Source organism: Agrobacterium sp. NPDC058088 (genome assembly GCF_042885035.1).
In the GTDB taxonomy this organism is placed as follows: domain Bacteria; phylum Pseudomonadota; class Alphaproteobacteria; order Rhizobiales; family Rhizobiaceae; genus Agrobacterium.
In genome coordinates, this window is the sequence record NZ_JBHVSU010000003.1 from 265,161 (window position 1) to 287,788 (window position 22,628).

Genomic DNA, 22,628 nt, shown 5'->3' on the forward strand with positions numbered 1-22,628 from the left:
AGGGTCGCCATCAGCGTGCCGTGTTGCTGTCGTCGGCAAGGATGGCGTCGAACAGTTCGCCGGTGACGGAACCCGCCGGGCCGACAGCCTTCAAGGCCGCTTCGATCGGCGCCTGCACCATGCGGTTAAAGTCCCAGCCGGCATCGACGACTTCACCGATGAAGGCGAAATCGGCTTCGGAAACCACGGCGCCACCGGAAACGAGGGCCTCGATGCCCTGGATTTGTACCTGGTCAAGCTCTGTCTCGGACGCGCCATCCTGACGAACGAGCATCGATTTTGCAGCCGCCGCCACGCGGGCATAACCGTCCACGCCCGGATGGCTCGCCTCATAAGCAGCAATCGTCTCATGCGAGACCGACGCGACCCGAAGCGGTGCCGTGCGAATGAAAAGAACGCCGAAACCCTTTTTTCCGACAATGAAGAAATGCGAGGACATAATATCTCCTATTTGATCCCAGCTAATCGAAGTGCGTGATAGAATCGTTCATTCGCTACCGGGTCGCGGTCTGGAGACAGGCTGCTGATCTCCCTCGCCGTCATGCCCGGATAGTTTTCCTGAAGCCTGCTGCCGCTTTCGCGGGCGGCGGCTAAATCGCCATGTAATGCCTGGCTTGCGGTCAGAACGCGCAGCGCCGGTTCGTCATTCTCCATCCGTCCGCACAGTTCCACCGCCGTGCCGTAATCCTGACGTTTGAAGGCGATACTGGCGCCGGCCCACCAATAGATATCAGGGGCCAGCGGGTTGAGATCGATGGCCTGCTGAAACTTGTCCCAGGCGATTTCCGCGTCGCCAAAATGCGCAAGCGCATCGGCGTGCTGGAGAAGCAGATCGGCGGAGTTGGGTGCCAGTGCCTCCGCCTCGAAGAATTTTTCGGCGGATATGTCGAAATCCCGCTGATAGAGCGCCACGACGGCACACATCCAGTGCCCGACGCCAAGCGCCGGATCGATCTCGACGGAGGCATCGGCCTCAGCCTTGGCGCGGTGCAGCAGGTGGGGATCATTGCCGCCCAGCATCAGCCATTCCAGCTGCAGGCTCTGCGCCACCCGGGCGCGGGCGACCGCCAGGCTGTGGTCGAGATCGACCGCCTTGCGGAATAGGGAGCGGGCTCTCCTGAGAAGCGGCAGGTCGCATTTGCCACGCAGAAGCTGCTGGCCATCCAGCAATTGCCGGTAGGCTTCGCCGCTGTGGTTGCGGTCGGGTTCCACCTGCAGCCGCTCGATTTCACGGGCAAGTGCCGCCGCCACCTGTTTGGAGAGCAGCCGGAAGGCGGCGTGGATATGCCGCTCGGTCAGCACCGCCTCCAGCGACCAGACGATTTCACCGCTCGCATCCTCGATCAGGGCAACCGACATGCGAGCGTCGTCGAAGACAGTTGAGATGATGCGGTAATCCGCCCGCAGCATGGCGTAGCTGTCGTCTACCCGGTCATGGGCAAGCGCAAAGGTGCTGTGCGGCGAAAGCACGGTGAAGGTGCGGTATCGGACAAGGCTGTTGGCAACGTCTTCAACGAAGGCATGCATGACCGTTGGGACCGGCTGCCCGTCTATCCGGGCCGGTCGAATGAATGCAACACGCGGTTTTGCCAATGTTTTTCGGCGGCTGCCCTCTTCCGGCTCAGCCGGGCCGGTTATCGTTGCGGCAAGGCTCTGTATCCGCCGTTTCAGGGCCACGGTTTCCGCTTCCGGCGAGCGGGCCTCCTGACGAAGCTGTTCCATCAGAAGCTGATACATGCCTTCGCAGGCGCTGATATTGCCTATTCGCGCATAGGCTGCCATCGCGGCGCGGTAGGTTTCCTCGCGCTCCGGCTCGATCTTGCAGGCGCATTCTGCCAGTCTGGCGATGTCGTTGGAACTCGCACGCCCAAACCGGGTCAATTCCTCCAGCAGCTGGGTATAGCTTGAAAAGAACAGGTCCTTAAGGCGACGACGCTCCGAAAGCAGCCACAGGTAGAGATGATCCTGCCCGGCCTCCAGACCCTCCAGCAGATCACCGCCGAATTCGAGCAGGGCATTAAGCCGCCGCATCGGGTCTTCGGCTCTTGCGCCAGCCAGGAAGATGGCAAGATCGGTGCGCTGTGCCAGCGCTCCGGCCTTCAGATCGTTCCCTTCGGTCAGGAGGATGGCGTCATCTTCATTGGGAAGTTTCTGCAGGCGCAGAATGAGCTGCCGCAAGTTGCCAAGCGCTCGTTTCTGCTCGACATTTTCCCACAGCAGCGATGCGGCGTGCTGGCGGGAAAGCGACTGGTTCGGGGCAAGGATCAGGGCGGCGGTGAGGGCAAATCCCTTGGACGGAAAAAATGCGTCCCGCACCGCTTCGCAGCGCGGGGTGCCAAATAGCCGGATCGGTATCAGTTCAGCGTTTCCAGCCACGTTCATCCCCTCATGGAACATCATCTAACAACGTGCTCGGAAAATTGAAAGTCATCATAGCGTTCCATTTGACGCTGGTGTGACGCGGCCTGCCTATTGTCAGGAACAGAAGAATGAATGACGGGCGGAAAACAGCGGATATGCGGCTGGCAGGCATCGGGAACTTTCGACAGTGATCGCGTTCAACGGAAGCTATATGGCGTTCGAGCCGCGTATCGAACCTTACCAGCGTGCCGACGATGTCGGTTATGCGGTCAGTGAATTCATGTGGTTCAAAGGCCGGCCTTTTTATCCGGTTTCGGCACTTGTTCACGCGAAGGTCGCCCATGCCAGGCTGTCGGTGGAAAAAGGCGATGAGGAAGACGAGGATAATCTCGATATTCTTTTTCGCATGCCGCTGGTGGCAGGCGGGCATTTTTTCGAGATCGTGCTGCGGTCGAATGAAGGGACGTCCTACGGCGGCTGGGTGTGGGGAGAAGACCTGGAAATCCTGAATGAATTCGTCAACGGCTATCGCGTTCTGGCGGGAAAGTTCGACGACAGGCTCATCCGGTTTGAATATTCCAGGCGGTTTCAGCGTTATCGGACGATCGAGCCGCTGCCGGTGGAAAAGTCCGTCTTCCTGATCCAGCGCGAGGCAAAACCTTACGCGGGCGGGCGGGGCCTGCCGGGCAACCCGGCTCCCTGATCGTAGGCACGCCTGGCCTCGAAGGGGCGCAGGGCGTGGAGAAATAAGGGCGATGGGCGCGGCGGGGGCCAAGGCATATCGTTGAATGTCCGATAAGGCGCGATTTTACCGGGAATCACCGGAATATTCTTATTTTTATTGTGTGGAACATTATGATGCCCAATAGAGGTAATGTGCGTAACAGGGGGATATCACCGCAGCTTATAGCGGTGGGCTGTGCTTCCGGTGACAGTGCGATTTCCGATGCGGAGTGCGTTGACGATGCGCCGCGTGCGCTGCCGCGCAGCGAAAGGTTCCACGTTGTCGGTGAGCCGATTTCCCTGACACCGCTGCCATCATCCGCCCAGGATGATCTGGCTGCGGCGCTCGCGCCGGGCAGGGCCGAGGGTCGCAACAGGGTTGTCGACACTGACATCAGGATCGCAAAATGGGCGTGGGCGATATTGGCGATTGCACATTGCTGGCTGATCTATTTCATGGTCAATAATCTCGGTTGACACTTCTCGCCTGAAGATCGCCGTCTACGCTCCGCCGACACCAAACCATGGCCGACATGCCGCGTGGGCTTCTGATTGTTCCAGATTTACAGAGCCCGCGGTCGCAGGACCGCCATTTGCTGAACAACCCGTTCAGCCTTTCCCAACACTCCTCCTGCGTGCTTTTTCCTGATGGCGCTGCGTCTCCAACCAGGGAGACCGCTCAATGCGCCCGGAAATGTCATAAAGCTGTAAATGAAGAAACTTAATTGAATGATCGGTTTCCAAGCAAACCGACTACCATGTTCCAGCCGCCATCCACCGAGGCGGCGGCGACCGTGGACTTTTTTACGACATCGTGTCGGTCGGCATAGACGACGTCAGGACCGACCGGCCGGACCCGCTTTCCTGCGGCACGACGCATTGCGTGGCCGCACGGCCCCTTATGACTTTTTAAGCCCTGGAGATGACGACGTGAGCAATCTTATAGGTACCGGCTTCAATGCTGGCTCGGATGACGGCGAACTGGCTACACTCGAAAGCGATCTGCGCGCGCTTGCCGATATCGGCTGCGACACCGTGGAAATCGCCGCAACAAGCCTCGACATGATCGCAGGTGGCCGGATTATCCAGGAGCGCGCCGACCGTTTCGTGTCGCTTGTGACGCAGTTCGACTTCCGCTACACCGTGCACGGTCTCGTCTCTTCAAATTTCATGGATCCGGTAACGTGCCGCTACCAGATCGATGCCGCTAAGGCGCTTGCCGTTCTCTGCGACCGTATCGGTGCGGGAATTCTCGTTCAGCATAGCGGTGCGCTGCGCGCCGACCAGATTGCCGAGCGGGCCGATGCCGATGCCCGCGAGCGGGAAGCGCTTTTCGAACTGGCTGAATTCTGCAAGCCCTATGGCGTGCGCATCGCCCTTGAAAACATTTTCTCCACCGAACCCGGCCAATATCGCCAGACGCCCAGTGAGGTGGCCGCGACAGTAAAAGCTCTCGGTCACGACAACGTCGTGGCGCTGATCGATTTCAGCCATGCCTATCTCGAATCCACCTATCGTGGCCTCGACTTCCGCGCCCAACTCCGCGCCATGGCGCCGGTTGCCGGCCATCTGCATGTGCACGATTCTTTCGGCCGCCCGCAGGGCTTTTATGAGCCCTATTTCCCGCAGGAAAGCACGGCGCTTGGCATTGGCGATCTGCATATGCCGCTCGGCTGGGGCGATATCGACTGGCAGGACATCTTCTCGGAACTCACCTTCCTGCCGGACACCGTGCTGATGATGGAAATCGGCCGCCGTTACCGCGCCGAGCAACCGGCAAGCCTCGAAACGGCGCGGCATCTGATGTCGCTGAATGCCGCACGCAACCAACCCCAGCTCGCGGCTGAATGATACGCCGCAACAAGGCCTAGTCGCGACGGACCGATATATAAAACACCGGCAGTCAAAAACGATTGCCGGTGTTTCATTCATGCCGCCCAGTCGGAGAGCGAATAGGCTCTGATGTAATCGATCATCATCTGCGAGCCGTCACTGAAGTCGCTGGCCGATGGCGTTCCCGCCGTTCCGCCGACCGCCAGATTGACGACCATATACATCGGGTCATGCATGTCGTCAGGCGTGTCTGTCTGGGCAACGGCGACATCGTCGAAATACCAGGTGATGTGTTCGGCATCCCACAAGACACCGTAAGTGTGAAACCCGTCCGTGCTCGGTACGCTGACATTGTTGATGACCGATGTCTGCTCGCCGGTGGCGTTGGAATGGGTGGACATGATGAGCGTGTTGGGATTTTGCCCACGCATTTCGATGACATCGAGTTCCGGCGGCCAGGATCCGTTTTCCGGCAGCAGCCAGAAGGCCGGCCAGGCGCCCCGGTCTGTCGGCATATCCGCGCGGATTTCAAAATAACCATAGGTCTGGCTGAAGGAGGAATAGGTGTTCAGCATGCCGGACGTATAGTCGTAACCCTCGACTTCATCGGCGATCGACTGTGCGGTTTCCGCGGCGGTGATGGTCAGGACGCCATTTTGAACGCTGAAGGGATTGACCTGCGTCGTGCCGGCATAAGCGGGATTGATGTACCATTGCGCCTCACCATTGGTCGTCAGCGAGCTTCCCTTTTCCGGTGCCCACCAATATTTGGCATCCCAGGTGCCCTCACTGCCGCTGCGCAGCGATAGCGCGTCGAATTCATCGGCAAAGGTCTGGGTAAATGATGATCGGTCGAGGCTGAGTTCGAACTGATCGGCGTGAAGATCGTCCACGGTCGTTCCGGCAAGAACGACGGCTTCGCCATTCGAAAAGTTGAGCCAGAGGTCGTTACCCTGCTGCGTGGCATTGCCGACAAGCTGATCGAAAGAAGTGACGCCGTAACCATTGAGACGGATCGTGTCATTGGCGCTGAAATCCATGATGAGATCGGTGCCGTTGCCGCTCGTGAAAACGAAGGTATCTGCACCGCCGCCACCGATCAACACATCGTTACCGGCCCCACCGTCTATCGTCTGGCTGCCCGATCCGCCGGTGATGATATTGTCGAGTGAATTACCAAAGGCGTATCGCCCGTCGCCCGTTACCCGCAGGTTCTCGAAGTTCTCGGGCAGGGTGTAGCTCATCCAGGTGTCGATGGTGTCGATGCCTTCTCCCGCATTTTCGACGGCACGATTGATGCTGGAATAAAGGTAATAAATATCGTCGCCCGTGCCGCCGGCCATCGTCACGTTCACGGAACTGTCGCCCCACATGGAATCATTGCCGGCGGTGCCGCTGAGCAGGGGGCCGGAACCCGTGGCGGAGAAAAATCCGGTGGAACTGCCACTGTAATAGAGTGTGTCTCCAAGCGCATTCACTACTGTGCGGGCCATGAACCGTCTCCTGTCCGTTCGCGTTGGTGTACTCACTCCTCCCTGCTGCACACTCTAACAGGGCAAAAAGCCTCTCGTTAGGCCGAATTGTGAGGGGTATGTTTCCTTTTGGTTGCATCGAGCTGTTGAGCGGGGGCGTTGTCATCGCCCGGCTTCCCCTGTTAAATGCCCGTTTTTGAACCGGCGCGGCGTGGTCTTGCCGTGCCCCCGTGGACCATGGCAAGATTGGATTGGAGATGCCCGAGTGGCTCTCGGCAGTGGAGTGTCAGGATTGAGCGTAGCCTTTACCAAGGAAGACAGTGCGGAAACCGCAGCCGAAACCGTTCTGCCGGATCGGGTGATCTCGCCTCATCTCAATCTGGTGACGCAGGCCGGGTTGAAGGCGCTGGAACAGCAGTTGCAGCTGGCGCGTGAAGCCTTAGAGACAGCCAATGCCATTGAAGACATCAATGGAAGACGACGCCTCTCCGCCGGTCCCCTGCGGGACATGCGATATTTCGCAGAGCGGATGCGAACGGCACAACTGATGCCTGATCCGCCGGCGGACGGCGTTGTTGCTTTCGGCAGCCTGGTGACCTTCAGTCGCGATGACGGTCGAACGCAACAGTTCCGTATCGTCGGCGAGGATGAGGCCGATCCTGCTGCGGGAACGATGTCTTATGTCTCTCCGGTCGCAAGGGCGTTGATGGGAAAAGCGGCCGGTGATGTGGTGAACCTCGCCGGCAAGGAGATCGAAATCATCGAAGTCGCGTGAGGCAAAAGCTGGACTGAACAAAAAAGGCCGTTAACAGTGGGGGCCTCTTCACCTTTATCTGCTGTCCGACAACAAGGGGCTGAGACCCGGACTGCCGATGCCGCCTGCTTCCTGCTGGTGGCGAACGTCATCTGTCATTCCCAGCATCCGCATCATCGTGTTTTTAAGGAAAAGCCTGAAGTCCAGATCTATGGCGGCATAAGCGAGGCCAAGTCCCACATGGGCCATGAAGACGGGGTTGAAATTCAGCTCTTCGAACTGATAGCCGATGACGATCCCGATTGCCGAATAGACGAAAAAGCCGATCTTGCGTTTCCGGAAAATCACATAAAACAGCGCAAAGGCGCTCATGATGCAAAATCCCAGGCCGGAAGCGTAGGCGGTGGCCATGAAGCCGTTATGGGGCGTGCCGATCTTCGCGATGCGCGCAAGCTCCTGATATCGCGCGGAAAATCCAATGCCCAAAGGGTGCTGGAACATGACCTGAAAACCGCCGGTGATCGTTTCCCACCGCTCATGCAGGTTGTTGCTGCTATTGCTGTCCTCAAGAAATCGTTTCGAAAAAACCTCTTGCGCAAAATCGAAAGCGCCGAGCGGCAGAATAGCGGCGATGACAAGAGCGCATAATGCAAAGCCGAAATAGGTGCTGAGCAGCATCTTGATCGAAAAATTCCGGACGTAGAAATAAAGTCCGATGGCGAGAACGGCAAACACGCCCGAGCGATTGAGTGTGAGCGTGAAGCTCGCCAGATATATGAGCAGAAACACGGCAAACAGCGCGGGCCGCCTTTGCCGTTCGGCAACATAGGCAGCCGCGGCTCCGGCCAGCGCAAAGGCTGGTCCAGCCGTGTTTCCCACGGGCCAGATGCCGCCTGCCTTTTCGACGCGCAAAAGCAGCGGGGTTATTTCGCCTTTTGCCGCAAGCTCCAGAACGCTAGCCTCATCGAACATGAATGACAATCCCAGGGAGGCAAGCTGGTCATGGATGACGATATCAAGGAAGAGCAGGATCGTCACCGCTATGAAGCCGGCGAATATGCCCCAGCAGAACAGTTCGAGGAGGTTTTCCTTGAACAGCATATAGGCAAAGAACAGAAAATAGACCGCGTAAAAATAGGTCATTGCCGTCGTATAAAATTCGCCATCGCCCCTCGCGTCGGCAAAGAGAGCGGTGAGGGCAAAGAGGATGGTCAATGGCAGCAGGTAAAGCAGGACGATTGAGGGCGTCAGGCAGCGAATGTAGAGCAGCGCGATGAGGGGTAGCGTCATCAGCACCAGCATGTCGGTGATGTTGAGGAAACGTAGGCCAATATTGCTGGTCAGCACATTACATTGAATGAAGAAGCCGATGGCAAAAACGAATATTGCGAGAAAAACGCCGGGAATATTGACTGTTTTTGGAGGGTAGAGCGGCATTGCCAAAACAAAACCCGGTAGCGCAGGCTGCTGCGATGCCGTGTGATTTGCTCGTCTTTTCATTGGCGGCCTTTATTTTTGTTGGCAGATATCGACGGTCCCGTAAGGACAGCGCTGCCGCGCGGCAATAAATATAATATGCGATCATTAGTGGGCTTGATGACGGCGCGACGCAAGATAATTTTATCGGGGTCTTCATCAGATCAGATTGCCTCTCGGCAAGTCTCCTTCGACGGCAATGACCCGCTGAATGTGAACGGGTTCATTCGAGGCGGGGGCGCTGGTGCCGAATGCGGGAAGAATCCTCATGTAGAAATTATATCCGGAGGGGCTAATATCAGCGTCGACAGGGATTTCATTTGCAACGGCCCACATCCAGCCGCTGTTGCCGGAGATGTTAGCGCCACCGAATTGCAGAGCGGAGCAAACGATCGTGCGGACTGAGCTACCGCTTTTGACGACCAGCGTAATATAGGGGAGACGCTGCTTTTCGTTGTTCTTGTAAGCACGGCGAAAGAAATCGTCCTGCCGATCAAGGCTGCCGCCTCCGAGTTGCGGAAATAACGTGTGAGGCCGGCTGCCTGGTTGCCATTTGCATAGAGGGCAAGGCTGCTGGTGAAGGATGAAGAAAAGACGACCTCCGTGGTCTTGATGGCCGAGCCCGGCGCGGTCACACTCCAACCGGTCGGAATGAAGCCTGACCAGTCGGTGAAATCGCCATTGCCGATGAGATTGGTGGCAGGAATTTTTGGCCAGCAAGGGGTCTCAAAGACGCTATTGGGTGCCGAAGCCAGATAGGCATCGAGCAGGGTCCTGGCAACAAGCCGGGAGCCTGTATCGTTTGGGTGGATATTGTCCCTGTAGAGGGCGGCGTCCTTTCCTTTCGCCAGAAATGCGGCGTGGGTATCCACGAGCGTGAGATTCGGGTGTGTTCGGGCCAGATCGAGGATTGCCTGATAGACCTTGTCGTAACTCGTCCCGTCGCGCCATGGGTTCTGCGTGGTGATGAGTTGTGGTGCGCCCGGCCATTGCCATTCCGCCATGCCCAGCGGACCGAGCAGGCTGGCCCGCCCGGAACTGAGAATACCTCCCGGCATTTCGAAGGTCTGCATATTGTGACCATGATGCATGATGCACAGATCGGGACGGGGAATTTTCAGCGCTGCTGCGCGCTGCTCTGCCAGCATATACCCCGCCATGCCACCGGGCAGCGTTGCGAGATAGAGCGTGAGCGTTGCTCCCTTGCCATTCCGCAGAGTGACGGCGTCCGCATAGGCCTTCGGCCCGGTGGCGGCATTTGTTTCCCATTCCGCCCAGCGGTATGACACCACCTTCGCATCGTGCAGATCGCCGAGCATCACCGCAAATTGCTGAAAGGGCCCGGCATCGGCATGGGCGGTGCTGTCGCCGTTCACGAAGATCGTGGCGTTCCGACCGGCCGTCAGGAGGGCGCGCAAAGGAGAAAGTGCCGACACGGAAAGGCCGGTGTCAGCCATGTTCCGGGGGCGGATACCGAGCGTCACGCCGATCATGCCGCCACCTCTTCCGTTCTTGCCGTATATATGCATAAGTTGTTTTTGCGCGGTGTCATCGTTCGTTCTCCTGGTCTGGCCTCAGGATAATCCGGTCTCGAAGGGCGGGGAAAGACACAGGCAGCGAAACGGCAAAGAGTACAAAAAATTGAGCGCAACCAAGTTTTATTGCGCTTCCTTTGGAAGTTAAAAATAGAATATTTTTCTTCATGCTTATAATTATTGAATTTTAGTTTGAATAAAGGTCTGAATGCTGGTGTTTTTATCTAGCGACCCGCATTTTTGTGCGATTTTCGTCGAAAATATTGTCCTCGTTTCCCGATGGGTGTCTTCCTGTCTCGGCGTGGCTGTTCATTCCCGCAATCACGGGCAGCGTCCCCGCCCGCGGCTGTATCCGGAAGGGGGGCAGCGATGACCTCAGCTCTTTTTGTCAGCCATACCGGAGAGAAGGGCGGCGCCGAACTTTTCCTGACGGACCTGGTCAAGGCTGGACCGCATTCCTGGCGTGCCTGTTTTCTCAGTGGTGGTGCTGCCGCAGACGATCTGGCAAAGGCGGGGCGGCCGCCTGTCATGTTGTCGGCCGGAGGGAAAATGCTGTCCATCCGCCGGAATTCCTCGTTCGGCATGCTGGCACGCGGAGCAGCTGACGTGATGGCCGTCGCCTGGCAATTGAGCCGGGAAGCGAGACATTATGACGTGATCTGCGCCAATTCGCAAAAGGCGCTTTTTGTCTGTGCGCTCGCTGCGAAGCTCAGTCGCCGGCCGCTCGTCTGGATATTGCATGACATCGTCACCGATCCGGCATTCAGCGCCACCAACCGCCGGGCTTCGCTGGCCTTCGCACGCCTTTTCGCCCGGCTGGTGGCAGTCAATTCGCAGGAAACGGGCCGGGCCTTCATCGAAGCTGGCGGCGAGGCGGATAAGGTTCGCATCGTCTACAACGGCTTCGATCCTGCAAAGGCAAAACCTCATGATCCCGGCACGGCTGCACGGCTGCGGGCAGAGCTTGGCCTTGGCCCGCAGCCGCTTGTCGGCCTGTTTGGCCGTTTGAGCGAATGGAAAGGGCAGCATGTGTTTCTGGATGCTATTGCCGCGATGGAGGGTGTGCAGGGCGTGATCGTTGGTGGTGCCCTTTTCGGACAGGAGGCTTACGAGGCGCGCATCCGCGAACAGGCATCGCTTCTCGGGCTTGATGATCGCGTCCGCTTCCTTGGCTTCCGTTCGGATGTACCAGAACTGATGGCGTCGATGGATGCGGTTGCACATACCTCAATCGTTGCCGAACCCTTTGGCCGGGTGGTGGTCGAGGCGATGATGTGTGGGCGACCGGTCGTCGCCACGCGCGGTGGCGGCGTTACCGAAATCATTCGTGATGGAGAAACGGGCCTTCTCGTGCCCCCGGGAGATGCATCGGCTCTGGCCGTGGCGCTCGGCTCGATCCTGTCTGACCCTTCTCTGGCGCAAAGGCTGGGACAAAGGGGCCGCGAGGATGTGAGTGACCGTTTCTCGCTGGAGGAGACCTGCCGATCCGTCTCCGCGCTGCTGACAGAGGCGGCTTGAGTACGCCCGGTGATTGACAGGAACCAGGCAATGCCGGCAGGCGGAAGGGCCAGAATGCGCATTCTCGTAAACATGCCGAGCCAATATGGCGGTAAGGCCTCCGGTGTGGCCCGGGTGACCTTCAGCCTTTTGGAACGATTGCTGGAGCAGACGGGCGACGATTATATTCTGCGTTCGCCATGGACGAGGGAGCAACTGCCGGAAAGCCTGCGCGGCAGCCGGCTGGAACTGATGGAGACGCCACGGCCGCGCATCATGGTTTTTGATGTGGTGCGTCAGGCCGCGATGCTGCCTGTGCTGTGCCGCCGGCACCACATCGATGTGCTGTTTAACGTTGATCCGTTTGGAAGTCCTCTCGGCGGCAAACGACGCCTCACCCTGGTTCACGATCTCTATTTCAAAACTATTCCGGAGCAGATCGGCCGGCGGGCGACCCTGACGACCGATTTCATCTTCAGGCTGATGATGGCTGGCTCGAACCGGGTCATTTGCGTATCCGAGGCAACGCGGAAGGATCTGGCGCGGTTCTATCCCGCCGCTGCCGGCAAAAGCCTGACCATTCATTCCGACAGCACTCTGAGTGTCGATACCCAAGCCGTTGACACGGTGTCGCCCGTTGCCGGACGCTATATACTGGCGGTCGGAAATGCGACGTCCAACAAGAATTTCGCTCTCCTCGGCAAAGCCTTCGCCATGATCGGCAAAAAATGGCCGGACCTGCATATCGTGCATGTGGGTCGTGACGAGGCGGAGGAAATCGCCGGCATGCTGGATGATGGGGAGCTGAAGGCCCGGCTGATCCGGCTTTCAGGTATAGACGACAGCCAACTGGTCGGGCTTTACCGCAATGCGGCCTGCCTTTGTGTTCCCTCCACCTATGAAGGGTTCTGCCTGCCCGTGCTGGAGGCGCAGCAGCTTGGATGCCCGGTCGTGTGCTCCAATCGCTCCGCCACGCCGGAGATCGCCGGTGAGGGGGCGTTGACGTTTGATCCAGCCGATGCCCAAAGCCTCGTCGAAGCCCTCGAGCGAGTTTTGGAAAATCCCCAATTGGCAGGGAGGCTTCGCCAGGCGGGTTACGAAAACCGCAAATTATATTCGTGGCAGAAAGCTGCGGAAAGCTATGCGCGGCTTTTTCACGCCGAGGCCTGACGACTAGCGGCAGACGCTCCAAGCACGGTTTCCCTATCTTCTAGTTCCTATTGGGGAAAACCGGTTCTGGTTGAGGTGGAAGAGGCGGTTTCCCAGCCCGGCACGTGGTCTATGCTTCAACACCAGCGCCCACGTCAGCATAAAGCTTTTCATAAGCCGCGACGACCGCCTCGGGCGCGACGCCCTGACGAATTCGCTCCAGCGTTTCAGGCGTTTCCGTGAGCATGGCGGGATCGCGCATCGCCTCCGTCATGCGTGCTGCGAGTTCTGCGGGATTGCCGGGTGCGAAGAGGCCCTCCCCTCTCTCCGAGCCGATCTGTTCGGCGACACCTGCGAGATTGGCGCCGATGACCGGTACGCCGCGCAGAATGGCTTCGGCAACGGTGCGGCCGAAAGCTTCCGGCCACAGAGGCGGTACAATGAGGCAGTCGATGCCGGCGAAGAAATTGTCGGCCTCGACATAACCTGGAAACTCGACCGGAAGGCCGGCTGCCTTTTGCTGATAGGCTTCGATACCTTCGGGCGCACGGCCCGCCATGACCAGCCGCCAACCCTGCGAAGGCAGGAACCGTAAAGCCTCGATCAGCAGGTCCGCTCCCTTCGCCGCTTCGATACGTCCCAGATAACCGAAGACCAGCGGCGCTCCGGGTGTGGGGGGAATGCGGGGTTTTGGCGAATCCGGCGGTGAAATGGCATTCCAGATAACGGTGCGGCGGCTCTCGGGCACATGGGTGAAAAACCCGGCCCGCACATGGCGCTCGACGATATCGCGACCAACGCCGGCGACGGCGTCGACCGCAGATTGGCAACGGCGGTGGAGATAAGAAAAGGCACGGCATTTTTTGCCGCTGCCATCACAGATATGTCCGTCATGAAACAGCGAGCCATTGGTGCACATGCTGGTGAAATCATGCAGCGAATGGACGAGGGGAATGCCACGCTTGCGGATCATCGGCCATATCAATGGTGTCAGTTCCGACAGAGAGTGGGTATTGACCACATCCGGCCGGAACTCATCGATGACAGCCGCAAGCCGGCGAACGAGGCGTGGATCCAGTTGCACTGCAATTTTGTAATATTTCCGCTTCCATTCCGGTTGTTGTCCCCAGTCGCCGATGAAGAACGGCGTGGTATGCCCGAGCCGATGAATGGCGAAACCATCACGTTGCTCCGGCGGCACCTGTTGTTTACGGGATATGGCGGCCACCGCGACGGTGTGACCTTTATCGGAAAGCCCGCGCGCAAGATCTTCCACGAATATTTCCGCGCCGCCCACCCTGTCCGGAGAAAATAGCGAGGTTATTTGCAATATCCGCATGCTCAAAATCCTGCGCTTATTGTTCTAAAATGGCGGCTGCCAGTTGGATTCGCCGTCCCTTGCCGACACGGGTCATGGCAAACGAAGCATGGTTTCCCTTGTCCCGCCTGAATGGCGCGGCGGTACCATTGCTGTTTCCGCTGACGATTGCTTCTGCCTTTTGCGTCCCTCCCGTTCCGTGCCGGGCGGGTTCAGGCAAAGCGTGACGACGGGTGCGAGAAAAACGGCGTAAGCCATGGCGAAACCCGGGATCTGCAGCGAAAAATCTAGCGTCGAATGCAGCAGGACAAGCAGCAGCGCCGCAAGGCCGAGATGAGATGCATAACGATAATTCCGGCGCTTGCGGGCTCCACGAATGAAAATTGTCAGTTGAACAAGCAGGAAAAAAGCCAGGTAGAAAGGGAAGGCGGCACCAAGCGTCAACAGGCCCTCGGCATAGACATTGTGAGCATGGGTGACAACGGCGTCCACGCCACATCGCGCGGCGTGATAGGGGGCATAGATTTGGGCGAAGCTCGAAAGACCTGATCCCAGCGGCCAATTGTCGGTGATGGCGCGCCCGATGCCGGGCATGTAGCAAAACCGCATATCGTCTTCCAAGCGGGTTTCCATACGCAGTGCCACCCGATTGGCAAAAAGTGCAAACAGGGCGATGGCGACGGCGATCATGAGTGCGGCACGGCGTCTCGACCCGCGCTGCCTGCGCCGGCTGGAGGCGCTGTTACGACCAGTTCTCGGAGCGGAATTGAAGACGGTAAGAAGGATCAGGAAAATCAGCGCGGCAAGGCTTGAGGCAATGCCCGCACGCGATCCGGTCAGCATCAATGCGATGAAAGAGAAGCCGGCGAGCACGCCGATGAAGGCCGCCTTGCGGATGAGTTTTTTCTGATCGGCGGGCACAGTCAGGCGATTGGCGACGAGTGCCTTCACCATTCCCCAGTCAGGTGCGACAAGGCTCTTTTGCAGCAGCATGGCGAGTGTGAGAAGGATGAGGCCGAAGAAGGTCGCGGCGGTATTGCGGTTGACGAAGAGACCGGTCAGGCTGCCGAGATAGAAGCGCTTCTGGATGAAGCCGAGAGCATCGGGAAAAAGCGCAAACTGCACGATTGAAAACAGCGCCAGCCAACCGCCGGCAATTGCGAACCATCGCAGGGTTCTTGCCGCGCGTTCATCTGTGTCGAAAATTACGAGACCGGTCATGAAGGCGCCGAAGGGCAGGGCGGCACTCATGAGGCCGAGCCAGTCATCCGCAGGCGTGAGTGAGATTGTTGCGACCGGAGCAATCTGCGTGAACATGGCGGCGGTGGACCAGGCCGGGTTGGGACGCGCGATTGCTGGTGTGGGCGATGATTGCAGCACTATCTGCACGATGAGCGCACCCAATAAAAAACAGGCGGCAACAAGCACCTTACCTGCGCCGGCCTTGGGCGGCCCGAAAAGAAGGATGGCCGGCACCAGCAGCAGATAGATGGCAGCCGTGACGACGATACGGCTTTCGATATCCGTCGCCCCTTGGTTGAGCAACGTGAGCAGGAAAATGGCCCAGAATGCGACGATCGCGACCGGCCGGGCATAGTTTTGAAATGCCATCGGCTGAGGCTGAGAGGAGAAGAGTGGTTCTGATCGAGCTTCGTTAAGCGACATTCTGGCGGCTTTATCTGTACGTTTGGTGGTGGTTAAACCTCAATGAGGAGCAGGGCTTTCGCCGTTCTGGATCATGGCAGCGTCGTCGGGTGTTTCGTGCTGACCGGCAACGGCTTCGGACAGACAGCGGCCAGGGTCCAGCGGAGGATCTCCCCGTTCTTACCGCAGACGACGGTCGTGTCCGCATCGCGGGCCGTTATGGCCTGGGGCAATGCATCCCTCTGAAATTTCTGCCACATCACGAAACGTCCGCGGATGAGATTGGCATCGGCGGGTCCGTAGAGCTGCGAAAAATTCATCAGCACGGCGATTTCCAGGGGCGAGGCGTTTCGAAGGGAGCGAACCATGGCTAGACGCAGCCAGGCATCGCCATCTGCGGGCAGGCAAAAGAGCGAATGGCGAATAAAGGTTTCGGCAAAATCGAGCCGCGCCAGACTGGACTCGGATGCTGGGTCGGCACCATTCGCATCGAGATCGGCAAGGACAAGCCGTAGCCCGGCCTTGACGATATCCGACCGGCAGATTTTTTCAGTGACGACGGGGCGCAATTCAGGGACCGTTGCGGCAAGGAGAGCCGGCGCCAGGCCGTTATTGTCGTCGGCGATCTTCGCCATCGCGACAATGTCGGAAAAGCGCCGGCTTTGCGAAAATGCCTCCGCCGCGACGGACAGCACAAAAACGGAAATGACGAGGACTGGCACGACCGCGAGGATTTTCCGCAGGCGCATCACGCCGTCACGCCTAGTCATGGTAATATCGCGTGTAGCGCGAATGATAATATTCGCTGGAGCCATAGGCGCGGTAGAGCTTCAGCTTTTCAGTATCGACCTTGTTGAGGATGACACCGAGACACTTCTTGCGGATGTGGACTTCGTTCTCCACAGTGTTGCGCACCGCCCTGCGCGCGGTTTTGCCCCATTCCGTGACGAAGATGAAACCGTCGATGCGCCCCGCCATCGCACGGGCATCCACCACCGGCCCGAGCGGCGGCAGATCGACGATGATGTAGTCGAAAGTACTGCTGGCTTCGGCCAGCAGCTTGTGCATCTGCGCCGAAGTCAGGAGTTCGGAGGAATGGGGAACGCGCTGCTTGACCACGGTGGGCAGGAAGGCAAGCCGGGTTTTTTCGTCGCGAAGCAGTACGTCCTGCAGGTTGCGGCTTTCCAGCAAGACTTCAAGCAGGCCTTCGCTGGCGTGACGCGCCATGGCGCGCGTGGCGCCGGGGTTGCGGATATCCGCATCCAGCAACAGAACCCGCGCACCCTGTCCGGCCAATAGCTGGGCGAGATTGATCGAGATCGTCGATTTTCCCTCGCTCGGCAAGGACGAGACAACGCCGACAATCCGCGCGCCGCTCTTGGCGGGAATGCCGAGATCAATGGCCAGCCGCGTGCTGCGCAGGGTTTCAGCAAAGGAGGAAAGCGGATGGTCGACCGCATACCGGGCGACACTTGTGGGACGTGTCAGGCCGGGATGGCCGTTTTCCGGAACTTCCGTCGTGAGCTGGTTCGGGATGAGGGGGGTGTTGCCGAGGAACTCCAGCCCCAGCACATCGCGAACCTGGTCGCCGGTGCGGAAAAAGCGGTCGCGGAACTCGCGGAACATGGCGATACCGCCGCCGGCTGCCGCGCCCATGATCATGAACAGGGCCAAGATGATGGGCTTGTTCGGCTTGCTTGGAATGTAAGACGGCATCGCCTTGGAAATCACGCGCGCTTCCGTCACGGGGAAGGATTGCTGCTGCATCGCCTCCTGATAACGCTGCAGGAAGGTCTGATACATGTTCTTGTAGGTTTCGGCTTCGCGCTGCAATTCGCGCAGCTGAACCTGCGTCTCACCGGCCGAGTTGCTGATATCGGTCGCCTTGGCGACGCTCTCGGCAAGCGATTTTTCCCTCGCTTCAGAGACCTCGAGATCGCTTTTGTAACTCTGCGCGATGCGGCTGATTTCCTGGAACATCAAACGCCGATATTCCTGCATTTCGTTGCGTAGCCGCACCGCCTGGATATGGTTGCTGCCGAGCCGTCTGGTGATCTCCGCCTCGATCTTCGAGGATTCGAGATATTTCTTGCGCAGGTCGTTTGCGACGGAGCTGTCGAGAATATCGGTGACGACAGCATCGACATCATCGGTGGCGAGAATGTGCTCGATGCGCTGCACGCGGGCCCGCGCCCTTGCCGTTTCCGACTGCGCCAGAATGAGGGCGCTGTTGGATTCGGCCAGCTGCTGATCGGAAAGCAGGCCGTTGTTGCCGGTCGAAATCAGATTGTGCTCGGCCCGGAATTTCTGCACGGCAAGATCGGTGTCGAGCGCGCGCTGGCGCAATTCGGCAATACGGTCGGAAAGCCAGTCGCTGGCGCGCCGCGTCGCTTCATATTTGGAGTTCAGCTTATCCAGCAGATAGGCCGAAGCCACGGCGTTGACGATCTGGGCGGCAAGAACCGGCGATGTCGAGTTATAGGTCAGTTCCAGCGCGTAGGTGCGACCGAGGCGCTTGACGCTGAGGTCGTTGAGCAGGCGATCCGATAGAGACCGCTTCAGCGTTCCGTCATCGATCACGGCCTCTTTTTTCGTCGGCGAAAACCATTGCGATACGTTGACGAGCGAGCGGATCGTGCTGAAAATAGAGCTCAGTAGCGACGCGCGCGTTGCCCTGAACTCCTGATTTTCCGTGAGCTTGAGACTGTCGACAACGGCAAGCCCGATTGTTTCCGACTGAAGCACCTCGACCTGGCTGAGAATGGAAGCCTCATCTTCCACCACGCCGCCGATCGTCGAAAGCTGTTCGACAATCTGGCTGTTGTTGCGGTCGATCAACAGGGTTGCCGTTGCCGAATAGATCGGAACGGCCGTAGCGGCAAAGGCAAGGCCGATTGCCCCGGCAACCGCGATGGCGGCAAGCACGACGCGCCATTGCCGGCGGATAACAGCGAGCACGACATCAATGTCGATAAATTCGGCCGTCAGTCCGCTTTTTTCGTAATCGGACATTGTGAGAGGATCGTGCCTTTGCAACAACTGTCAGCCTCGCTCATTTCGGCGGCCGCAGGGCCCACCAAGTCACGGTTGCATCACAGAACGGGTGGCGGCCTCTCCTTTTTGGAAAGGCAACGAAGCCACACTCAAACGGGACTTGTGCTGATCGGCGTGGTGGTGCTGCCGGTCGAAAAGAAGTTATTAATAATGAAATTATTGGTCGTTGTGGATGTGGACGTGCCGCCACCGCCGGTCGTTCCGCCAACGCTGCCACCACCGCCGACGGGTGCGCTACCGCCGCCCGCCTGGGCGGTGCCGCCATCGGTGCCTGCGGTTCCCGAGCCGCCAATACTGTCGGCGCTTGCCGGTGACGAACCGGCGCCGCCGATTGGCGATGCCGCCGCAGGCGCTGCTGCAGCCGCCGCCGGGCCGGCGGCCGTTCCCTGGATATTCTCGCTAAAGGCGATCAGCAGATCGGAGGGTACGCCCGGGCCCTTTGTCTGCAGCTGAATGGCGGCTGCAAGGATCGTGTTGCCGTTGCGCATCGCGGTGGCGTGGGCGAGCGCCAGGCCTTCGCCGACAACTTCGGAGAAGTCCTTGTTGCCGACCTTCTGGGCCAGCGCGACGACGGTGGGCAATTGGCCGGAATCGCTGAGGATCAGGGCAGAAAGCTGTTCGGAAAACTGCACCGCGCTGGTGGAAACGGCAATGATCGGGAAACCACTCGTCACTTTTCCGGTGACCTCTGCCGCGGCCGCATCCGTGCTGGACGCGATGGTGACGAGATCCTTGACGATTGCCTGCGTCGGAGACTGCTTGAACAGTTCCGCAGCGGTGATGGAAACGCTGTCGGGATTGGTAGCGTTGACGCGGGTCAGAAATGCAGCGGTCGATTCATCCGCAGCTTTGACGAGTGCGCCTGTTGTGGCAGTGCTATCTACCGCTTGTGTCTGCTGCGGGGCGGCGGGCGGAAGGGCTTCCACGGTCTGTGCGTTGGCGACTGAGGAAAAAACACCAATGCTGGCGACGAACATCGCACCAACGAGCATCGAGCCGTTATGAATGCGGGGCATCCAACTCTCCAAATTTTTAAAATACGACTTTAAATACATGAATGCTGGATATGGTTATCCAACATCTAAAATTTCTTTTTAAATCGCACAGCGCACGCAAAGGATCAAGCGCTAAAATAAGGCCGCGGCGGAAACCCTCAGCTATCGTTAACGGCCCTGCCCCGTGCGTGTCCCACATGCTTCAGGTCACGGCGACTTTCCGTGGCGATGTTATCAGCCTGTCACGAAGCCAGAGATTGGCCGGTGTTTCGACAAAGACGTGGAATGCGTGGGCGATGGCGACCGTACTGACGACAATGACGAGATAGACGAGGTTGCTCCATTCCGGCGGGAAAGTGACGCCGCTGAGCACGGTCTTGAAACCCCGGAAAATGAACGGGTGCAACAGATAAAGCGCGTAGGAGGAATCGCCGAGCTTCGCCAGCGGCTGGGCGAAGCGGGGTAGAGAGATGTTTCGAGTGAGGGTCGCTGCCGCCATCAGCAGGATGGCGCCGCCGCCGAAGACGAGCAGCCGCGAATAGGAATAACATCCCGGATTGCACTGGAAGCCGATGCTGCTCAAATCCGTCAGCATCCAGATCGCAAGGCCGCATAGGGCGGTGGCAAGGCCGAGCAAGGGCGGCAGGCGCACGCCCCGAAGGAAAAGCGTGGCGATCAGCATTCCCGCGACGAATTCGAGAATGATAGGCTGAAACCAGAAGCTGAAGGGCAGGGCGAGATCGATGCTGGAGCCGATCAACACGGCGACCAGAAGCACACCGGCCGTCGTGAAGACGGCGCGCTCCAGCGGCAGGAATATGAATATGGCGAAAACGAGGTAAAAGAACATCTCGTAATTCAGGGTCCAGCCCAGATCGATCAGCGGAAACGGATAGGCGTCGCCGTAACCCATGCTGTCATAAGGAATGAAAAGATAGGAGGTCACGATAGACTGGAGCGGCGGAAAGGCCTTCGCGCCGATAATGGTGGCGACGGCGGCCATGGCAAGCCGCACGGTCAGCACAAACCAGTAAAGCGGAACGATGCGCAGAAAGCGGCGCAGCAGAAACGCGGAGCGGCCGCCGGGAGCGGCAAAATAAGGCCGTGAGGCATAAACGATGACGAAGCCGGAAATGACGAAAAACAGGTCGACACCGCCACCCAGCCGTAAGGCGCGGAGCGGGAAAAGCGTAAATTGCCAGTTTACATCGGCGTGCAGCGCGACAATCATGACTGCCGCCACCGCGCGCATTACCTGAAGAACATCGAGACGTCGCGCCCCCGTTGCGGGCGCTTTTTTAAAAGTTTTCATCATCTTCAATCTATAAAATAAAGATATATTTGGTAATATATGGCCTCCGCTTTCGCAGAGCTGAAGTCTATTTATGCAGCCAAGCTAACATGCAGCAGGCCGAGGCGATACACATAATTTTGCGATGCGGCATTTCCTCCGCACCCTTCAGAAAACTTCCAGAACGGTGAGCTGGTCGCTCACCGAAAGCTGATATTTTCCGCCTTCCGGGGCGATTGTCTGCTGGCTCACCGAACCGTCATCAAGGAAGCGGTGTGCAACGACGTGACTATGCTGGCCGGTCACGGAAAATGCCGCAACCCGTTCGGCAGGCGGGTTTTCGATCCGGGCGGGCCATTGCCAGCCTGAAACGGCAAGCCAGACCGGAACGAGCAAAGCGCCATCCTGCCTCTTTAAGGGTATGGACATCCTTTGGGCGTCTGCATCAAGAAAAGCGACCTGTCGTTCCGCAGAACCGGTTTGGCGGCTTGCCTTGCAAAGCGAGAGGAGGCCCCTAACGGCCTCATAAGCGGGTGTACGGCTCAGATCATGACGGAGGAGGCCGAAGGAGGATTCCGGGTTCGTCGCGTCGGCGGCGAAGCTTGAAACCAGTTCATAGATATAAGACCGGCGAATGCCGCTGATGAAACTAAAGAGCAGCATGCGCGGCATGTACCGCGCCTTGATGCCTTCGGTAACGGGAAAATGGAAGGTCTTCGTCTGCAGCGAGGTGTGGTAGCCCATCTCCGTGGCGAGCACAGGCCTGCAGGCGGCTATATGCGCCGAGGCGGCGACGGATTTCGAGAGCGCACCCGGCCCGTTGGTTTCGGGATGCTCCATTCCGGCATAGGGGTGAATATTGCCATAGTCGCAGACATCCTTGAGGTCCAATGCCAGTGCCCTGTGCGTCAGGACATAGCTTGGGGCCGCAACGGGCAACGCGCTCAGTTGCGGGTTTGAACGAATGGCATTGTAGAGGGCCGCCTGATGGTCTGCCGAAATGCGCGGGGCATTTTGCGGATCCTTCGTCATGTTCGGTTCGTTGCTGCCCTCGAAAATATCGACCCCCCCGTCACACCACGCGTAAAAATCCGCGAGCCTGTTGAGCGGTGTTGAGACATAGGGGTTGAGATTGTCGTAACAGATGATGGTGAGGCGAATGTCCGATGCCACGATCCGGCGCAATCTCCGGAAGACGGGGCTGTCGCGGCTGTCTTTCGGCGTGATGAGGCCGTCATCCCGCAGATGTTGCACGCCGAGTGCTTCGAACTCCGGCATGATCCGGTCGAATTGTTCCGTATAGACCCCGTTGGGCCGGGTGAAATGGCCGCACACGCCGACACTGTCCAGAAAAGCCACGGTGGTGGCGGAAGAAACCGCCTGGGCCTGTGCGAAAACGGGCCGCAGCCCCGAGGCGGCAAACAATGCAAGGGGGGCGGCTGCAAGCAGGTTGCGCCGCGTCAGGCTGCCCGGGGCGATCGGCTGTTTTCCATTCATATGCGTCTCCCGGCTGGTGCGGAGAAAAG

Annotated in this window: 17 protein-coding genes and 1 pseudogene; 6 read left to right on the plus strand and 12 right to left on the minus strand. The window is 58.7% G+C overall.

All coding sequences use genetic code 11. The features are described from left to right. Window positions 1-10: 10 nt before the first annotated feature. Complete coding sequence (locus ACFVTJ_RS11260) at window positions 11-439, minus strand: hypothetical protein (RefSeq protein WP_386907333.1); 429 nt, start codon at window positions 437-439, stop codon at window positions 11-13. An 8-nt stretch (window positions 440-447) separates the two neighbouring features. Further along, the gene (locus tag ACFVTJ_RS11265) at window positions 448-2,400 is read right to left on the minus strand and encodes a BTAD domain-containing putative transcriptional regulator (RefSeq protein ID WP_386907334.1); all 1,953 of its coding nucleotides are present in this window, start codon (window positions 2,398-2,400) and stop codon (window positions 448-450) included. A gap of 172 nt (window positions 2,401-2,572) precedes the next feature. On the opposite strand from ACFVTJ_RS11265, the gene ACFVTJ_RS11270 reads away from it, so the two are divergent. The 3 genes from ACFVTJ_RS11270 to ACFVTJ_RS11280 all read left to right on the plus strand — a co-directional run bounded on the left by ACFVTJ_RS11270 (window position 2,573) and on the right by ACFVTJ_RS11280 (window position 4,935). Next, window positions 2,573-3,064, plus strand: coding sequence for a hypothetical protein (locus tag ACFVTJ_RS11270; protein WP_386908027.1), 492 nt, complete (start codon window positions 2,573-2,575; stop codon window positions 3,062-3,064). 155 nt (window positions 3,065-3,219) lie between these two features. Next, complete coding sequence (locus ACFVTJ_RS11275; RefSeq protein ID WP_386907336.1) at window positions 3,220-3,561, plus strand: hypothetical protein; 342 nt, start codon at window positions 3,220-3,222, stop codon at window positions 3,559-3,561. 453 nt (window positions 3,562-4,014) lie between these two features. Next, window positions 4,015-4,935 (plus strand): TIM barrel protein, encoded by a 921-nt coding sequence (locus ACFVTJ_RS11280; RefSeq protein WP_386907338.1) that lies wholly within the window; start codon window positions 4,015-4,017, stop codon window positions 4,933-4,935. 77 nt (window positions 4,936-5,012) lie between these two features. On the opposite strand, the gene ACFVTJ_RS11285 is transcribed toward ACFVTJ_RS11280, so the two are convergent. After that, a complete protein-coding gene (locus tag ACFVTJ_RS11285; protein WP_386907340.1) occupies window positions 5,013-6,410 on the minus strand; it encodes a family 16 glycosylhydrolase in 1,398 nt (465 codons plus the stop codon). Between the two features lie 271 nt (window positions 6,411-6,681). On the opposite strand from ACFVTJ_RS11285, the gene greA reads away from it, so the two are divergent. Further along, complete coding sequence (greA, locus tag ACFVTJ_RS11290) at window positions 6,682-7,164, plus strand: transcription elongation factor GreA (protein WP_386907342.1); 483 nt, start codon at window positions 6,682-6,684, stop codon at window positions 7,162-7,164. 54 nt (window positions 7,165-7,218) lie between these two features. Here greA and ACFVTJ_RS11295 read toward each other — a convergent pair whose 3' ends face one another. Then, a complete protein-coding gene (locus ACFVTJ_RS11295) occupies window positions 7,219-8,643 on the minus strand; it encodes an O-antigen ligase family protein (RefSeq protein ID WP_386907344.1) in 1,425 nt (474 codons plus the stop codon). 135 nt (window positions 8,644-8,778) lie between these two features. Then, window positions 8,779-10,112: pseudogene (locus ACFVTJ_RS11300) on the minus strand (SGNH/GDSL hydrolase family protein). Between the two features lie 411 nt (window positions 10,113-10,523). Here ACFVTJ_RS11300 and ACFVTJ_RS11305 point away from each other — a divergent pair. Together ACFVTJ_RS11305 and ACFVTJ_RS11310 are read left to right on the plus strand one after the other, a co-directional pair. Continuing rightward, window positions 10,524-11,672: a glycosyltransferase family 4 protein gene (locus ACFVTJ_RS11305; protein ID WP_386907346.1), complete on the plus strand. Its 1,149-nt coding sequence runs from the start codon at window positions 10,524-10,526 to the stop codon at window positions 11,670-11,672. A 54-nt stretch (window positions 11,673-11,726) separates the two neighbouring features. Further along, entirely contained in the window at window positions 11,727-12,821 is a 1,095-nt protein-coding gene (locus ACFVTJ_RS11310; protein WP_386907347.1) for a glycosyltransferase family 4 protein, read from the plus strand. 109 nt (window positions 12,822-12,930) lie between these two features. Here ACFVTJ_RS11310 and ACFVTJ_RS11315 read toward each other — a convergent pair whose 3' ends face one another. The 7 genes from ACFVTJ_RS11315 to ACFVTJ_RS11345 form a co-directional block, all read right to left on the minus strand. Beyond that, window positions 12,931-14,139 (minus strand): glycosyltransferase family 4 protein, encoded by a 1,209-nt coding sequence (locus ACFVTJ_RS11315; RefSeq protein WP_386907349.1) that lies wholly within the window; start codon window positions 14,137-14,139, stop codon window positions 12,931-12,933. Window positions 14,140-14,211: 72 nt separating this feature from the next. Further along, window positions 14,212-15,783, minus strand: coding sequence for an O-antigen ligase family protein (locus ACFVTJ_RS11320; RefSeq protein ID WP_386907351.1), 1,572 nt, complete (start codon window positions 15,781-15,783; stop codon window positions 14,212-14,214). Between the two features lie 71 nt (window positions 15,784-15,854). Continuing rightward, complete coding sequence (locus ACFVTJ_RS11325) at window positions 15,855-16,532, minus strand: hypothetical protein (protein WP_386907353.1); 678 nt, start codon at window positions 16,530-16,532, stop codon at window positions 15,855-15,857. Next, entirely contained in the window at window positions 16,525-18,774 is a 2,250-nt protein-coding gene (locus ACFVTJ_RS11330) for a polysaccharide biosynthesis tyrosine autokinase (protein ID WP_386907355.1), read from the minus strand. Before ACFVTJ_RS11330 ends, ACFVTJ_RS11325 begins: the two co-directional genes overlap by 8 nt. A 131-nt stretch (window positions 18,775-18,905) precedes the next feature. Next, complete coding sequence (locus tag ACFVTJ_RS11335) at window positions 18,906-19,832, minus strand: hypothetical protein (RefSeq protein ID WP_386907357.1); 927 nt, start codon at window positions 19,830-19,832, stop codon at window positions 18,906-18,908. 181 nt (window positions 19,833-20,013) lie between these two features. Then, on the minus strand, window positions 20,014-21,126 hold the full coding sequence (locus ACFVTJ_RS11340) for an acyltransferase family protein (RefSeq protein ID WP_386907359.1): 1,113 nt from the start codon (window positions 21,124-21,126) through the stop codon (window positions 20,014-20,016). Window positions 21,127-21,270: 144 nt separating this feature from the next. Continuing rightward, on the minus strand, window positions 21,271-22,599 hold the full coding sequence (locus tag ACFVTJ_RS11345) for a hypothetical protein (RefSeq protein ID WP_386907360.1): 1,329 nt from the start codon (window positions 22,597-22,599) through the stop codon (window positions 21,271-21,273). Between the last annotated feature and the right edge of the window lie 29 nt (window positions 22,600-22,628).

Coding starts and splice junctions, on each gene's coding strand:
- ACFVTJ_RS11260 (WP_386907333.1), bottom strand. CDS start 439: ATGTCCTCGCATTTCTTCATTGTCGGAAAAAAGGGTTTCGGCGTTCTT.
- ACFVTJ_RS11265 (WP_386907334.1), bottom strand. CDS start 2,400: ATGATGTTCCATGAGGGGATGAACGTGGCTGGAAACGCTGAACTGATA.
- ACFVTJ_RS11270 (WP_386908027.1), top strand. CDS start 2,573: ATGGCGTTCGAGCCGCGTATCGAACCTTACCAGCGTGCCGACGATGTC.
- ACFVTJ_RS11275 (WP_386907336.1), top strand. CDS start 3,220: ATGCCCAATAGAGGTAATGTGCGTAACAGGGGGATATCACCGCAGCTT.
- ACFVTJ_RS11285 (WP_386907340.1), bottom strand. CDS start 6,410: ATGGCCCGCACAGTAGTGAATGCGCTTGGAGACACACTCTATTACAGT.
- ACFVTJ_RS11295 (WP_386907344.1), bottom strand. CDS start 8,643: ATGAAAAGACGAGCAAATCACACGGCATCGCAGCAGCCTGCGCTACCG.
- ACFVTJ_RS11305 (WP_386907346.1), top strand. CDS start 10,524: ATGACCTCAGCTCTTTTTGTCAGCCATACCGGAGAGAAGGGCGGCGCC.
- ACFVTJ_RS11310 (WP_386907347.1), top strand. CDS start 11,727: ATGCGCATTCTCGTAAACATGCCGAGCCAATATGGCGGTAAGGCCTCC.
- ACFVTJ_RS11315 (WP_386907349.1), bottom strand. CDS start 14,139: ATGCGGATATTGCAAATAACCTCGCTATTTTCTCCGGACAGGGTGGGC.
- ACFVTJ_RS11320 (WP_386907351.1), bottom strand. CDS start 15,783: ATGTCGCTTAACGAAGCTCGATCAGAACCACTCTTCTCCTCTCAGCCT.
- ACFVTJ_RS11325 (WP_386907353.1), bottom strand. CDS start 16,532: ATGACTAGGCGTGACGGCGTGATGCGCCTGCGGAAAATCCTCGCGGTC.
- ACFVTJ_RS11330 (WP_386907355.1), bottom strand. CDS start 18,774: ATGTCCGATTACGAAAAAAGCGGACTGACGGCCGAATTTATCGACATT.
- ACFVTJ_RS11335 (WP_386907357.1), bottom strand. CDS start 19,832: ATGCCCCGCATTCATAACGGCTCGATGCTCGTTGGTGCGATGTTCGTC.
- ACFVTJ_RS11340 (WP_386907359.1), bottom strand. CDS start 21,126: ATGATGAAAACTTTTAAAAAAGCGCCCGCAACGGGGGCGCGACGTCTC.
- ACFVTJ_RS11345 (WP_386907360.1), bottom strand. CDS start 22,599: ATGAATGGAAAACAGCCGATCGCCCCGGGCAGCCTGACGCGGCGCAAC.